Below are 12,999 nucleotides of genomic sequence, written 5' to 3' on the forward strand. Positions count from 1 at the left end.
AACATGTCATTGCCATAATATTTTACCTCCAAATACGCACTTACATTATATCATATTTTCATGACATGATGATAAAAAAAGGTCGTGGAGCCTCAAAGTTTGCGTACTTGGAAAGAAGTCATCCACGACAATAGATATAATACCATATACTCTTTTATTTGAAAACTAAAAGCTGTTGACTTTTTTTACTTTGTCAACAGCCTGCAAGCACTTTGTAATAAAGTGCTTTTTTTATAAAGCAACTGATAGTTGACAAAGAGTTGGTGGTCTTTTGAATATCATTTGATATAATGATTATACAATGAAAGGTGGTTTATCAAATGTCATTAGGTCAAAATATAAAAAAGAAGAGACAGCAAATGAAATTATCTCAAGAATATGTTGCTGAAAGATTAGGTGTTAGTAGACAAGCTGTTTCAAAATGGGAAACAAACCAAAGTGAACCCTCAATGAAAAATCTTATTGAACTTGCTGAATTGTTCCAAATCAGTTTATCTGAACTTACAGATACAAAAGATTCACACATACCAATCATCAATCAGCATGTCAAATGTTCTTATTGTGGAAAAGAAGCTCGATATTTTTTAGACCAGACAAAAACTCAAGCCTATTGCTCACAAACATGTCAATTGGCACATACTGAAGCTTTAAACAAAATCCAAAAACAACTGAAATGGTTTTATCTTGGTATTATCTTATCTATTCTCCTTTTATTAACAAGTGCTTTATCTCTTTTACCATTTCAAAAAAACATAACGACAGGATGTGGTATGTTATGTCTAGGTATGACACTCATTCTATTTCCCTTTTGTACACCTGAAACCTATCAAAAATTTGGCTATCTTAAGAGCACTCAAATTGGACGTTTTTTAGGCTTTCTCGTTGAATTATATGCTCTTTTTATACTATTTCTATGAATAATTAAAGCAGTGTTTCCACTGCTTTTTCTTCTTGAAATAGAAGTATATTCAAAGAATAAAAAATCCCTAAAATCAATATAATCATCAATAAAAAACCATCGACATATATGATGATATGTTTACTTCTATTCAATTGTATATCCTATTTGTTTAATCATTGTTGTGATATCTTCTTGTGATAATGTCTGTTGTAACAATGAAGAAGAGTTTGACATTTTCATTACAATTCCATGATCTACAATCATAAATCCCTTTGATGAATAGGCTAATTGTAATTGATCTTCTTTCTTCTTATAATGATCATAACTGTCTTTTTGATCTTCAAAAGCTTTTGTAGCATCCTCTTGTGTATAATATGTATAAATTCTTAAATAAGGGTTATTATAAGTTCCTGTTTTTTCCATATCCGTTAAAGAATCAACTGCTATATATTCAGGTGAAAGACGTTGTTCCCAATTCCCTAATATATGATTTTTTTCTTCAACATAAGGCTGCATTTGATCTAAGACAACTTGTCTTTGTTTCATCATCGCAAAAACTGCTTCTCCATCATATGGAAAAGATGCCAAGAAAGCCTGCCATAATCCTATAGCTATACATACAAATACAACAAAAACAGTCCATTGTACACTATATTGATAAACTTTAGGGAACTTCTCATTTGATGCATATAACCCTTGATGTTTTTTCAAATAGAATTGTTGACGACGTAAATATTGTCTTTTGATTTCACTGATACGTGTCTTTATAATTGTATAAAGACCCCATACAATTGTTAAACAAATACAAAAAGAAATGACTTTTACGAATTCTAAATCTAAGATTTCTAAATAATAAAATAATGGAAAATGACTGACAATTCCATAACAAAAATCTAAAAGACTATAAATCCAATCTCCTAAAGGTATATATTCTAAAATATTTTTTAATCTTAATGCACTCACAGCCTGAAAATTTCTATAATAAGAAATCAAAAGAGCTGTTGATATATAGATAGGCATTGAAAATGCACCAAAAATATTTTTAATACTATTTGTAAAAGTACGAATGTATAAAATGATTTGTTCTTTTTTTGTTAAATCTTGAACAGTCCCTTCTACAAGTTCATGATTTTGAGCAATTTTGATATAGGCATAATAATAGCGTTCAAAAAAATGATGGTTTCGTCTAGTATGTATTCTTTTTTCAAAAGATTGACGAATATAATCCCAAGGATCATCTTGACAACACTGTAAACTGTGATAACAATCATCAAGACTCATTTGTATTGATGTTTGTTTTTGATAATCTTTTTTAAATAAACTGATTATATATAAAGTCGTAAATAACACAATAAAAAGAAATGTTAATCCTACTATACATAAAAATATCGGTGAAACTTGTTGAAAATAAGTGATTGTTTCTGTTGGAACACGAAAGAGCCCCTCCAACAAACTTACTCCTATTTCACTGATCAACTGATAAATCCCTTTAAAAAAATCAATTGAGAAAAACAGATAAGCAACCCCTGTTGCACAGATCATTGATCCTGATACAATAAATAAGATTGCAAATAATAGCCAACTGATTACATTCCATACACTATAGATTTTAGTCATAATCTGACGATACTGATATAAAAATGTATGTAACTGTGTCTGATTATTTGTTGATATCTGTTGATATGCTTTTTCTAATTCTTCGTTATCATTGTCTGTTTTCAGTTTTTGATACAATTCATCAACAATATGCTGATCACGAAAAAAAAGTATATCTTCATACTTGATCATAAATTTCCTCTCCCTCCTTTGGTTAGTATAGCATAACGGTCGAAAAAAGGAAAATATTGTTTATTGATTTTCGATAACTTTAATATATGAAAAAATCACTCTCAATAGAAAATAGGGAATAGATTTATTTTTTGAATAACTTCGTGTATAATAAAAACAGAAACGAGGTTAGATTATGTTAAGAACAGAAACAAGATCATTTCAAATTGGACATTTAACAATGGGTGGCAATAATCATGTCATTATTCAATCTATGTGCAATACCAAAACAAAAGATGTAGAAGCAACTGTTAAACAGATTCATGAGTTGGAAAAAGCAGGTTGTGAAATGGTAAGAGTGGCGATTTTTGATAAAGAGGATGCATCAGCAATTGCTGATATCAAAAAACAGATTCATATTCCTCTAATTGCTGATATTCATTTCGACTATCGTTTGGCTTTACTGGCAATTGAAAATGGTATTGATAAAATTCGTATCAATCCTGGTAATATTGGTTCTATGGATAAGGTTAAAGCTGTTGTAGAAGCCTGCAAACAACATCATATTCCTATTCGTATTGGTGTCAATGGTGGTTCTTTAGAAAAAGATATTTTAGAAAAATATGGAAAACCAACGGCACAAGGGATGATTGAAAGTGCCAAAAAACATGTTGATATTTTAGAGTCATTAGATTTTCATGACTATGCCATTTCTTTAAAATCATCCAATACTTTATTAACCATCGAAGCTTATACTCTTGCTAGTCAGACTTTTGATTGTCCTTTACATATTGGTGTTACAGAAGCTGGCACAAAGCTTGGTGGAACGATCAAATCAAGTTTAGGTATTGGTACATTGTTATATCAGGGTATTGGTAATACCATTCGTGTCTCTTTAAGTGCTGATCCTGTAGAAGAAATCAAAGTTGCTAAAACATTATTAAAGGAATTAGAACTGATTGATCATGTTCCAAGTTTGGTATCATGTCCAACTTGTGGTCGTATTCAATATGATTTGATTCCAGTCGCAAATGAGATTGAAGATTTCTTGAATACTATCCATGCTGATATCACAGTCGCCATTATGGGATGTGCAGTCAATGGCCCTGGTGAAGCAAAACATGCTGATATTGGTATTGCCGGTGGTGTTAAAGAAGGTTTATTGATTAAAAAAGGTGAAGTTATAAAAAAAGTCAAACAAGAAGACATGGTCCAAGTCTTAAAAGATGAAATACTCAAAATGATAGAAAAGCAATGACAAAAAATCATTGCTTTTTTATATTGGTGTTTTTTATTTCTACTATCTTTTATAAATCCCATTTGATTTGATATATACATCGTAATAAATCATCCCAATATTTCTGTGATTTCCAAAGAATTTGACTCTTATTTATATCTCCAAGTTCAATATCAAAAAGAACATTTTTTATATCATTCTCAAAAAATATCCATCTGATTCCATTTGTATAAAGAACCTTTTTAAACGATTGAATATGTCCATTTAACTGTTCATCATTTCCATCAAGTGAAACTGTTGGCATTTTTACTTCAATACATCCATATAGCTTCGCATTACTGTCCTTTTCTCTTGCCAATACAACAAAATCCGGGAAACCTGCTTGCCCATAAAACTTCATTGAAATATCACTTTTTCTCCTTGCAGATACATCTCGTATAGATAATGGAGATGTATTTTGTGATTCTCTTATCATACTTGCTACAATGGAATAAAGCTCAATTTCTACACCAGCATTTTGAATCAGTGCTAATTCTATTTCTTCTTTATAATATTCAAAATTTCTTAATACCGACACACTTTATCCTCTTCATTTTTATCATTTCATTAAACGATCTTGGACAATCCTCATATTTTATTATCTTTAAATAACATCTTCTTACTCACATTTGTCAATGATTGTCTTTTTTTATTTTTAAAAAACCAATCAGAATCAAAATAATACCTAAAATAGCAATGGGAATATAAACCATATTTGGAAGCCTATAAACAAATTTATCTATCCCAGACATCACAATATAAATGACAATTCCTAAACTTATAAAAATATTCTGATTTTTCATAGTCTCATCTCTCTTTCAACTCTCACCAACATCTATATCCATTATATTATAATATGTTTATTAGCAGATTTATAAAATAAATAAAAACAAAGATTGCCCTGAGACAATCTTTACTCCATAATAAATTTAGCACTGTTTAAAATCAATTGACTTGCTTGAATACGATTTAAATCACGTCTTAAACCTTCTAAATCAATCTTTTCTAAAATATCTTTTTTATCCATTTGATATTGTTGTGACATCAAATCAACCTGACGGTCAACATCTTCATCACTTGTCATTAAATTTTCAACACGAATAATTTCATCAATAATAGCTTCAAAAATAGCTTGTTGTTTAGCAGCTGGCATTAATTGTGCATGTAATGCATCCATATCCATTCCCATCATTTGAAGATATTGTTCTAAAGCCATACCTTGTCCAGCTAATTCATTGCTGACATATTGAACATGTTGATCTAAAGCTTTTTGAATATCAGCTTCATCTACTTCTACATCACTGTTTTCAATCAAAACACCTAAAACTTTATTTTCTTTTTCAGCACGTAATGTCTGAGCATTTTGATTTTCTAAACTTTCTCTGACTTTCTTTTTGAAATCTTCCACTGTCTCAATATCTGGCATTTGGAAAGATTTAACGAATTCTTCATCAAGTTGAGCTTGTACTTTTGATGCAATGTGATGAACTGTAACCTGGAAAATAACATCTGCACCTGCTAAATCAGCAACCCCATAATTTTCTGGGAAAGTTAGATTTAAATCTCTTGTTTCTCCTTTTTTCATACCAATCATCTGTTCTTCAAATCCTGGTATAAATGATCCAGAACCAATTTCTAATTGATATCCTTCAGCAGTTCCACCATCAAAAGCCACTCCATCTTTTAATCCTTTAAAATCAATTGTTGTGACATCCCCGTTTTCAACAGTTCCTTCTTTTTCAACCAATTGACTCTTTTGTGATAATAAATGTTGGATTTCTTTTTCAACATCTTCGTCTAATACTTGACGTGAAGTCACTTTGACTTCAATTCCTTTGTAATTTCCTAATTGATTAACTTTACTCATCTTTCTAATCCTTTCTATTTAAAACGCTCATATTCTATCATACAATTGATATTTGACGCAAGTCTTATCAAAAATGTGGTCTATTTTCTTAACGCCTACATAGGATATAGTTAAGGAGGAAATTATGACAAATCAAAACAATGAATATATATCATCACTTCAATTAGATGATTTTCAAGTTCTTTTAAAAGAATTTGATATCGAACTTGATCAATCTACACAACAAAGATTATTAAACATGATTAAAAACAATCAATACGCCTTACAACATGAACAATATCATTTTGTTCTAGAAAACTATATAAAAAAATTGACAAGTGAATTCACTTGTCAAAAAATACTTGTATTATTAAATCATTATTTTAAACCATTATTAAATGTTTGATGAACAAACATATTAATTTCTTCACGATAAGGAGCTTTTCCATCAATATAAGGTGTTTCAAGAATCTTTGGAACATCTTTTAATTGAGGATGATGAACAATAGTATTGAGTGTATCAAAACCAATATATCCATATCCAATATTTTCATGACGATCTTTATGAGCGCCTCGTTCATTTTTAGAATCATTCACATGAACAACCAATAAACGATCTAAACCTATCTTTTGATCAAATTCTTTCAACAAGTCATCAAAATGAGTTAAATCATAACCTGCATCATGTAAATGACAAGTATCCAAACAAACACCCAGTAAAGAAGATAGCTTTGTATGTTCAATAATATACTGAAGCTGATCAAAAGTTTTTCCAACTTCACTTCCCTTACCTGCCATTGTTTCTAAAGCAATATGTACTTTTTGGTCTTCATGTAAGACTTCATTCAATCCTTTTACAATCTGATCCAAGCCAGCCTCATCCCCTGCTTTGACATGAGAACCAGGATGTAAAACCAAACGTTTGATACCAATAGCTTCACATCTTTCAATTTCTTCTTTTAAAAAGCGTACAGCTAACTCAAATGTTTCAGGCTTAATCGTATTTGCCAAATTGATAATGTATGGCGCATGAACAACAACATCCTGAATATCAATATGATGTTCTGCCATCAATGCTTTGGCTTCTTCAACACGTAACTGACTCACTGGTTTTCTGGCAGTATTTTGTGGAGCACCTGTATAAAACATAAATGTCGTTGCATCATAGGATAAAGCTTCTTTCACTGATCCTAGCATCATTTCTTTTCCACTCATGGAAACATGACTACCAATCTTCAACATTACTGTGCCTCTCTTTCACGTTTTTCTCTTTGTGCCTGTTTTGCACGTTCTTTCTTTTGTCTTCTAATGTCCTGTTTAATCATCGCACGTCTTTCTTTTTGAACCATAGCTTCAATTTGTCTTTTACGTTTTTTCTTATATCCAGGTTTCACTTTGGCTGGTTTTCTGACAATAGCTGAGATTTTCTTTTCTAGTTCAGTTTGATGTTTAACACGTGTCTTACGTTTTTCTCGTTCTTGACTTTGTTTAAACTGCTGTCCTTTTAATTCCTTGACTTCAAAATGAATACCTTTTTTCTCCAAGGCTTCAACCATTTGTTGATTATACGTATCATACATATTATAACATTCACCCGTATATTTTCCACGTCCACAACGACCACTACGATGAATATAGAAATCTAGCTCAGTTGGAAATTCCATATTAATAATATGACTGACACCATCAATATCAATCCCTCTTGCAGCAATATCAGTTGCGACAATATATTGATATTCCATATTTTTGATACGACGCATCATCTGTCGTCTTTCTCTTGGTTCCAGATTTCCATGTATTTCTCCAACCTTATAGCCATCTTCACGCAACTGATGACTTAACTGTTCAACTTCTTCACGTTTATTACAGAAGATAATACAAATGTAGGGATCAATGACCTGCATAATATTTTTTAAAACTTCATAACGCTGACGATGTTTCGTTGGAACCAGATAATGTGAAATATTACATGATGTTGACAGATGCTCATCAATTTCTATAATCTTTGGTGAGTCCATATATTTCTTTAAGAATGGTCTTAACATTTGTGGAATTGTTGCGGAAAAGACAAGCATCTGAAGATTCTCTTTCATCTTTCCCAGTACCGCATCAATATCCTCTAAATAACCATACTCTAATGTCATATCTGCTTCATCAATGACAAATATATCCGCAGTTGTAATTTTAAGAGCCTGTTCCTCTAAAGATAAATCTTTAATTCGTCCAGGTGTTCCAATAACCAAATGAGGTTGAACATTCAACTTTGAAATTGTTTTTTGTTTATCTTTACCACCAATGATTAATGAAACCCTTAAATTCTTATTATAATTTGTAAAAACTTTAGCCTGATCATAAATCTGTTGTGCCAATTCTCTTGTAGGAGCAGTAATGACTGCCTGCACACAATCTGCTGATGTCTCTATCATATCCATAATTGGAATTAAAAAAGCATGTGTTTTCCCTGTTCCTGTCTGTGATATGCCAATCACATCTCGATGTTTATAAACAAGTGGAATGACTGATTTTTGAATTTCTGTTGGTGATTGAAAATTCAACTTTTGTAATGTTTCTTTTACAAAAGGTTGAAATTGATATTGTTCAAATAATTTCATATAATCGCCTCCTTTTAGCCATATGATTATACACTAAAACTTTTAAAAAAGCAAAAAACTTTGATAAAATCTTATATTTTCTTTGATTATTTGTCAAAGCAAAAAAGATGGAAAGACATATTTGACATATATCTTGATATTACAAATAATCCTAGATACAATAATAAAAAGCCTTTTATGAAGCAAAAGCAAACAAAGTGACAAAAAGAACGTAAAAGTTGTCAAAATGACCACATCAGTTGGTAGTATTGCTTTTTCATTCTTTGTTATAATATGAGTGCCTAAGAAAGGAGACTATATATGAACATTGCTGATAGAATACAACATTTAAGAAAAGTAAAAGGAATATCACAAGAAGAACTTGCCAATCAAATTGGTGTTTCACGACAATCCGTTTCTAAATGGGAAAGCGAACAAACTTTACCAGACATTGAAAAGATTATTTTATTGAGTGACTTTTTTGAAGTAACAACAGACTATTTACTCAAAGGTATTGAGCCCACTCCTTGTGAGTCTATATCAACGCACGAAAAACCTAATGGTGTCATTTTTACAATCGTCGCAACAACAATGAATGCCCTTGGATTGATTGTTGCCGCAATGATATGGAATGAAAAACAAACTGCAATCGCAACACTCACTGGACTCATTTTGATTATCTTTGGATGTATGATTTATGGTATTGGTATGGTCATATCAGATCAATCTTCTCAGACAAAAGCCAAACAATTATTTTGGTCCATAAATATATGGATATTAACATTCATTCCTTTATCTATGGCATATAACATCATGACAAGTGGCTTAGGAACTGCTCCATATCCTCTTCTTGATGCTTCCTATGTTGGATTTATTCTTTTTTGGATGATTTATATCATGCTTGGCAGTATTGTTAATCTTCTCATTTATAAACAAAGAGCATAAAATATCTCATGACGATTTTGATGATTTCTCTTCAAAGTCTTTATTTTTCTTTATCCAAAACACAAGTATCATCTTTTTTCTTTTAACATATCTTAACATAGGAGGTGTTAATCATGTATCCACAATATCCACCTTATGATTTTTATCCCTATTATCCACCAATGATGTATCAAAAACCATCATTATTACAATCTATGAGATATTCACTTCATCAGATGAATCTTTCATCAACGATTCAGACAGCTCAAAAAACACTTTATACGGCTAATCAGCTCATTCCTATTATCAATCAATTACGTCCTGTTTTGCATAACGCCAAAACAGCTTTCCGTGTTGTTAAAGCTGTGAAGAGTTTTGATTTAGATGACATAGATGAGGATATTGATAAAAATGTTCAAGTGGAACCACAGACTTTTGAGAATATGTTACCAGTAAGAAAGCCTAGTTAGGCTTTCTTATAGCATTGATAATGTCTGCATCATATCCATAAATTTCTAATAATGCAATCGCATTTCCTACTGTACAACGTCCCTGATGTATTTTATAATCACAGGATAATTGATTATTCACAATCGCATCACGGAAACAATACTGATCAATCCAAGGAAACTTTTCAACCAAAGATAAATCATGTGTTGTCACCAAAATCAATGATGAACTTTGAAATAAATAAGTCAAAATAGCCTGAGAAATCATCACACGTTCTTTTTCATTTGTTCCCCTTAAAATTTCATCAATAAAGATCATACAATCCTTTTCTTTCACATCATCTATCATGGCTTTTAAAGTTTTAATTTCTTTTACATAATAGCTATCTCCTGATGTTAAATCATCTTTCATATGAATGGCACTATGAATCGTATAATGATAACACTTCCATTCATCTGCAAAACATGTATGCAAAGTTTTCGCCATCAGCATATTGATACCAATCATTTTTAAGAATGTAGACTTACCTGATGCATTGGATCCTGTAATCATACAAGAACGTGTTGTTGAAAAACTATTTTTTACAGGATTAGAAATTAAAGGATGGTAAGCTTCGACAAATGAAAGCTGTTTATCTTGTGTTAATTCAGGCAAACACGTGACATAACGTTCACGTACTAATCGCACACTTAAAGCAACATCTGCAGTTCCTAAATATTCATAGAAAGTAAGCATATAGCTTTCCATGTCTTCTTGATGCTTTAATAATATGAGATATTGATGTAGTGATAACATAAAGAAGCTTTGGATTGTCTGTGTGAAATAGAAAACATCTATTTTAGAAATCTTATAAATGACACGTGCCAATACTGTATATCTCTTTGCTTTTTTAAGCATTGGCTTTAATTTTTGAATATCTTCTTCAGGAAAAACACAATGTTTAACCAAATGTGATAATGCTTCAATCATAAAACAATAACTCATTGTTTCCGTCACAATAGTCTTTGTACGTTGACTATAATAAGTATTCAAAAGAATCATCAAAGCTGCATATATACAAAGTGGTAAAAAAATCAGCTCACCTAAGAAAAACCACATGATGATAAATACAATCGGACAAAAACCTAAGCACATGATAAGTCGTCTTTCCCATAACGAAAAGACTTGAGAATGCTGAAACAAGCCTAAACATGCGTCATATTCTTTACTTAACTGATAAAGATGATAAAGTGTATCAGATAAGATTTGAGGATTCTGATAACGCTGAACCATCATTTCTAACAAACGATGATCACATTGTTTTGATAACATACGACCATACATATATTCTCTACCTATATTCGTATAGGTAAAGTCACATTTCTGTAAAACTTTTAATAACTGAAAATCATCAATTTCCTGTTTAGATATTGCTTTTTCTTTTAAAGTTTCAGCATATTCCTCATTCCATTCTATTTCATCCTTTTCAAGCTGATATGGAAACAGTTGAACTAATCGTTTATGCATAAAAACATTCCATAAGCCTTTCAAAACCATAATCACTATCAATATCAGTAAAATAGCTACCCAAAATATCATCATGGTATCTCACCTCACCTTGACTTTACAGCACTACCCTTGGGGTAAAGCAACTATTTTTTTATTTTTTGATAAATTTCATATAAAAACAGTCTAAATGTAGAAGAAAAGTGAATCACTAAAATAAGTAACATGGCTAAAGAAGCCAATATAGATAAAAATGAGTCATTATCAAATAAAAATAAAGCATAAATAAAAATAGATAAACAAATTATGATTTTTTCAAAGGGTAGGATGGTTTGTGTAGAAGAATTGATTTTTTTCAATTGTTTGGTTTGTTCTAGCTGATGGCTTAAATTATCTAATGTCTGTTTTTGCGTCAAACTCTTTTTCACATCATCAATATATTGTAATGATGTTTCAATATCAAAAATCTGTTTTTCATATTCTTCTTTTTTCAGATCAAAAATATCATATTGATTATTGATCAGTATATCTTTAATTTGAGAAATAGAGAAATCAAGTTGTCTTAAACATTTAATCTGCATTAATCTTTCAATATCTTTCTGTTGATAAACACGATAACCATGAACATCTTTTTGAGGATGAATGACCCCTTTTTGTTCATAAATCATAATCGCTTTCTTAGATAAATTTAATTGTTGAGAAACTTCCTGAATATGCATCATCAACCACCTGCTTTCATTATATAAAGATTTCTTCATCATCACAAGAAATTATGATACAATGAAGTGGAGGTGAAAAGGTATGCAAGTGAAAGCTATTACCCCAAGAGGATACTGTAAAGGTGTCGTCCGTGCTATTGAAATAGCTAAAAACGCACAAAATGAACAACAACCTATTTATATCTTAGGAATGATTGTTCATAATCAATATATTGTTGATGCATTAAAAGAAAGAGGTATTCAGACAATTGATATTCCTGGTCAAACACGTCTAGAATTATTAGATCAGATTCAACACGGAACCGTCATTGTCACTGCTCATGGTGCCAGTGATCAGGTATTTGAAAAAGCGAAAAATAAAGGTCTCAATGTCATTGATGCTTCATGTTTAGATGTGATTAAGACACATGATTTAATCAAAAAGAAATTGAATGAAGGATATGACATTTTATATATTGGAAAAAAAGGACATCCTGAAGCTGAAGGTGCTATTTCTATTGATGAAAAACGAGTTCATTTGATTACCAGCAAAAATGATATTCAAATGATGGATCCAAATAAGCATTATGTGATGACGAATCAGACAACCATGTCTTTATACGATGTCTATGATTTATGTGAGTATGCCAAAACGATACTTCCTCATGTCACAATCGAAAAAGAAACTTGTACAGCAACGAAAATCAGACAAGAAGCTATTAAAAACATGGAAGAAGATATTGATATTGTTTTCATTGTGGGTGATCCTCATTCTAACAATACTCAAAAACTAGCAAGCATTGCTAGTGAAAAGAAAGAAGTTCATATGATTGAGAGTCTTGATGATTTAAATATTAACTGGTTAAAAGGGAAAAAGAAAGCTGCAGTCTCTTCAGGTGCATCTACACCAACCTATTTAACAAATCAAGTTATAGAATTCTTACATCAATTTAATGAAAATGATCCTCAGACCTTCTTTAAACAACCGATAGACTTAACAAAAATATTAGACTAAATGCATGTTTTCATGCATTTTTTTATTAAAAAAGTTTTCCAGAAAG

Annotated in this window: 14 protein-coding genes; 6 read left to right on the top strand and 8 right to left on the bottom strand. The window is 30.9% G+C overall.

The features are described 5' to 3' along the window. The first annotated feature begins 320 nt into the window (after positions 1–320). Entirely contained in the window at positions 321–917 is a 597-nt protein-coding gene (locus tag ACESR5_RS03495; RefSeq protein WP_206080708.1) for a helix-turn-helix transcriptional regulator, read from the top strand. 128 nt (positions 918–1,045) lie between these two features. Here ACESR5_RS03495 and ACESR5_RS03500 read toward each other — a convergent pair whose 3' ends face one another. Further along, entirely contained in the window at positions 1,046–2,689 is a 1,644-nt protein-coding gene (locus ACESR5_RS03500) for a hypothetical protein (RefSeq protein ID WP_373154259.1), read from the bottom strand. A 175-nt stretch (positions 2,690–2,864) separates the two neighbouring features. On the opposite strand from ACESR5_RS03500, the gene ispG reads away from it, so the two are divergent. Next, positions 2,865–3,926 (top strand): flavodoxin-dependent (E)-4-hydroxy-3-methylbut-2-enyl-diphosphate synthase, encoded by a 1,062-nt coding sequence (gene ispG / locus ACESR5_RS03505; protein ID WP_373154260.1) that lies wholly within the window; start codon positions 2,865–2,867, stop codon positions 3,924–3,926. A 49-nt stretch (positions 3,927–3,975) separates the two neighbouring features. Here ispG and ACESR5_RS03510 read toward each other — a convergent pair whose 3' ends face one another. The 3 genes from ACESR5_RS03510 to tig form a co-directional block, all read right to left on the bottom strand. Further along, a complete protein-coding gene (locus ACESR5_RS03510) occupies positions 3,976–4,482 on the bottom strand; it encodes a hypothetical protein (protein ID WP_373154261.1) in 507 nt (168 codons plus the stop codon). A gap of 94 nt (positions 4,483–4,576) precedes the next feature. Then, on the bottom strand, positions 4,577–4,747 hold the full coding sequence (locus ACESR5_RS03515; RefSeq protein ID WP_164483489.1) for a hypothetical protein: 171 nt from the start codon (positions 4,745–4,747) through the stop codon (positions 4,577–4,579). A gap of 110 nt (positions 4,748–4,857) precedes the next feature. After that, positions 4,858–5,811, bottom strand: a complete 954-nt coding sequence (gene tig / locus ACESR5_RS03520) for a trigger factor (RefSeq protein ID WP_373154263.1) — start codon at positions 5,809–5,811, stop codon at positions 4,858–4,860. A 124-nt stretch (positions 5,812–5,935) separates the two neighbouring features. Between tig and ACESR5_RS03525 the strand changes: the two genes are divergently transcribed. Beyond that, the gene (locus ACESR5_RS03525) at positions 5,936–6,196 is read left to right on the top strand and encodes a hypothetical protein (RefSeq protein WP_087244571.1); all 261 of its coding nucleotides are present in this window, start codon (positions 5,936–5,938) and stop codon (positions 6,194–6,196) included. Here ACESR5_RS03525 and ACESR5_RS03530 read toward each other — a convergent pair. Both ACESR5_RS03530 and ACESR5_RS03535 read right to left on the bottom strand, forming a co-directional pair. Continuing rightward, positions 6,169–7,032: a deoxyribonuclease IV gene (locus ACESR5_RS03530; protein WP_087244572.1), complete on the bottom strand. Its 864-nt coding sequence runs from the start codon at positions 7,030–7,032 to the stop codon at positions 6,169–6,171. The genes ACESR5_RS03525 and ACESR5_RS03530 overlap by 28 nt on opposite strands. Beyond that, a complete protein-coding gene (locus tag ACESR5_RS03535) occupies positions 7,032–8,402 on the bottom strand; it encodes a DEAD/DEAH box helicase (RefSeq protein ID WP_373154265.1) in 1,371 nt (456 codons plus the stop codon). The genes ACESR5_RS03530 and ACESR5_RS03535 overlap by 1 nt, the downstream gene beginning before the upstream one ends. Before the next feature lie 300 nt (positions 8,403–8,702). Here ACESR5_RS03535 and ACESR5_RS03540 point away from each other — a divergent pair, with 300 nt between their 5' ends. Together ACESR5_RS03540 and ACESR5_RS03545 are read left to right on the top strand one after the other, a co-directional pair. Beyond that, positions 8,703–9,326: a helix-turn-helix domain-containing protein gene (locus tag ACESR5_RS03540; RefSeq protein WP_087304637.1), complete on the top strand. Its 624-nt coding sequence runs from the start codon at positions 8,703–8,705 to the stop codon at positions 9,324–9,326. Positions 9,327–9,439: 113 nt separating this feature from the next. Continuing rightward, positions 9,440–9,775 carry a hypothetical protein gene (locus ACESR5_RS03545; protein ID WP_087296749.1) on the top strand — a complete coding sequence of 112 codons (336 nt, stop codon included), beginning with the start codon at positions 9,440–9,442 and terminating at the stop codon, positions 9,773–9,775. Here the strand turns inward: ACESR5_RS03545 and ACESR5_RS03550 are convergent. Beyond that, positions 9,768–11,336 (bottom strand): hypothetical protein, encoded by a 1,569-nt coding sequence (locus tag ACESR5_RS03550; protein WP_191340647.1) that lies wholly within the window; start codon positions 11,334–11,336, stop codon positions 9,768–9,770. The genes ACESR5_RS03545 and ACESR5_RS03550 overlap by 8 nt on opposite strands. Positions 11,337–11,386: 50 nt before the next feature. Then, positions 11,387–11,959 carry a MerR family transcriptional regulator gene (locus tag ACESR5_RS03555; protein ID WP_373154268.1) on the bottom strand — a complete coding sequence of 191 codons (573 nt, stop codon included), beginning with the start codon at positions 11,957–11,959 and terminating at the stop codon, positions 11,387–11,389. Between the two features lie 82 nt (positions 11,960–12,041). Between ACESR5_RS03555 and ACESR5_RS03560 the strand changes: the two genes are divergently transcribed. After that, positions 12,042–12,953, top strand: a complete 912-nt coding sequence (locus ACESR5_RS03560; protein WP_373154269.1) for a 4-hydroxy-3-methylbut-2-enyl diphosphate reductase — start codon at positions 12,042–12,044, stop codon at positions 12,951–12,953. Positions 12,954–12,999 lie beyond the last annotated feature (46 nt).

It is taken from the genome of Clostridium sp. AUH-JLR23 (assembly GCF_964238065.1).
Taxonomy (GTDB): Bacteria; Bacillota_I; Bacilli_A; order Erysipelotrichales; family Coprobacillaceae; genus Allocoprobacillus; species Allocoprobacillus merdigallinarum.

Bases quoted from the DNA above. Each gene is read 5' to 3' on its own strand.
- ACESR5_RS03495 (WP_206080708.1), top strand. From the start codon at position 321: ATGTCATTAGGTCAAAATATAAAAAAGAAGAGACAGCAAATGAAATTA.
- ACESR5_RS03500 (WP_373154259.1), bottom strand. From the start codon at position 2,689: ATGATCAAGTATGAAGATATACTTTTTTTTCGTGATCAGCATATTGTT.
- ispG (WP_373154260.1), top strand. From the start codon at position 2,865: ATGTTAAGAACAGAAACAAGATCATTTCAAATTGGACATTTAACAATG.
- ACESR5_RS03515 (WP_164483489.1), bottom strand. From the start codon at position 4,747: ATGAAAAATCAGAATATTTTTATAAGTTTAGGAATTGTCATTTATATT.
- tig (WP_373154263.1), bottom strand. From the start codon at position 5,811: ATGAGTAAAGTTAATCAATTAGGAAATTACAAAGGAATTGAAGTCAAA.
- ACESR5_RS03525 (WP_087244571.1), top strand. From the start codon at position 5,936: ATGACAAATCAAAACAATGAATATATATCATCACTTCAATTAGATGAT.
- ACESR5_RS03530 (WP_087244572.1), bottom strand. From the start codon at position 7,032: ATGTTGAAGATTGGTAGTCATGTTTCCATGAGTGGAAAAGAAATGATG.
- ACESR5_RS03535 (WP_373154265.1), bottom strand. From the start codon at position 8,402: ATGAAATTATTTGAACAATATCAATTTCAACCTTTTGTAAAAGAAACA.
- ACESR5_RS03540 (WP_087304637.1), top strand. From the start codon at position 8,703: ATGAACATTGCTGATAGAATACAACATTTAAGAAAAGTAAAAGGAATA.
- ACESR5_RS03545 (WP_087296749.1), top strand. From the start codon at position 9,440: ATGTATCCACAATATCCACCTTATGATTTTTATCCCTATTATCCACCA.
- ACESR5_RS03550 (WP_191340647.1), bottom strand. From the start codon at position 11,336: ATGATGATATTTTGGGTAGCTATTTTACTGATATTGATAGTGATTATG.
- ACESR5_RS03555 (WP_373154268.1), bottom strand. From the start codon at position 11,959: ATGCATATTCAGGAAGTTTCTCAACAATTAAATTTATCTAAGAAAGCG.
- ACESR5_RS03560 (WP_373154269.1), top strand. From the start codon at position 12,042: ATGCAAGTGAAAGCTATTACCCCAAGAGGATACTGTAAAGGTGTCGTC.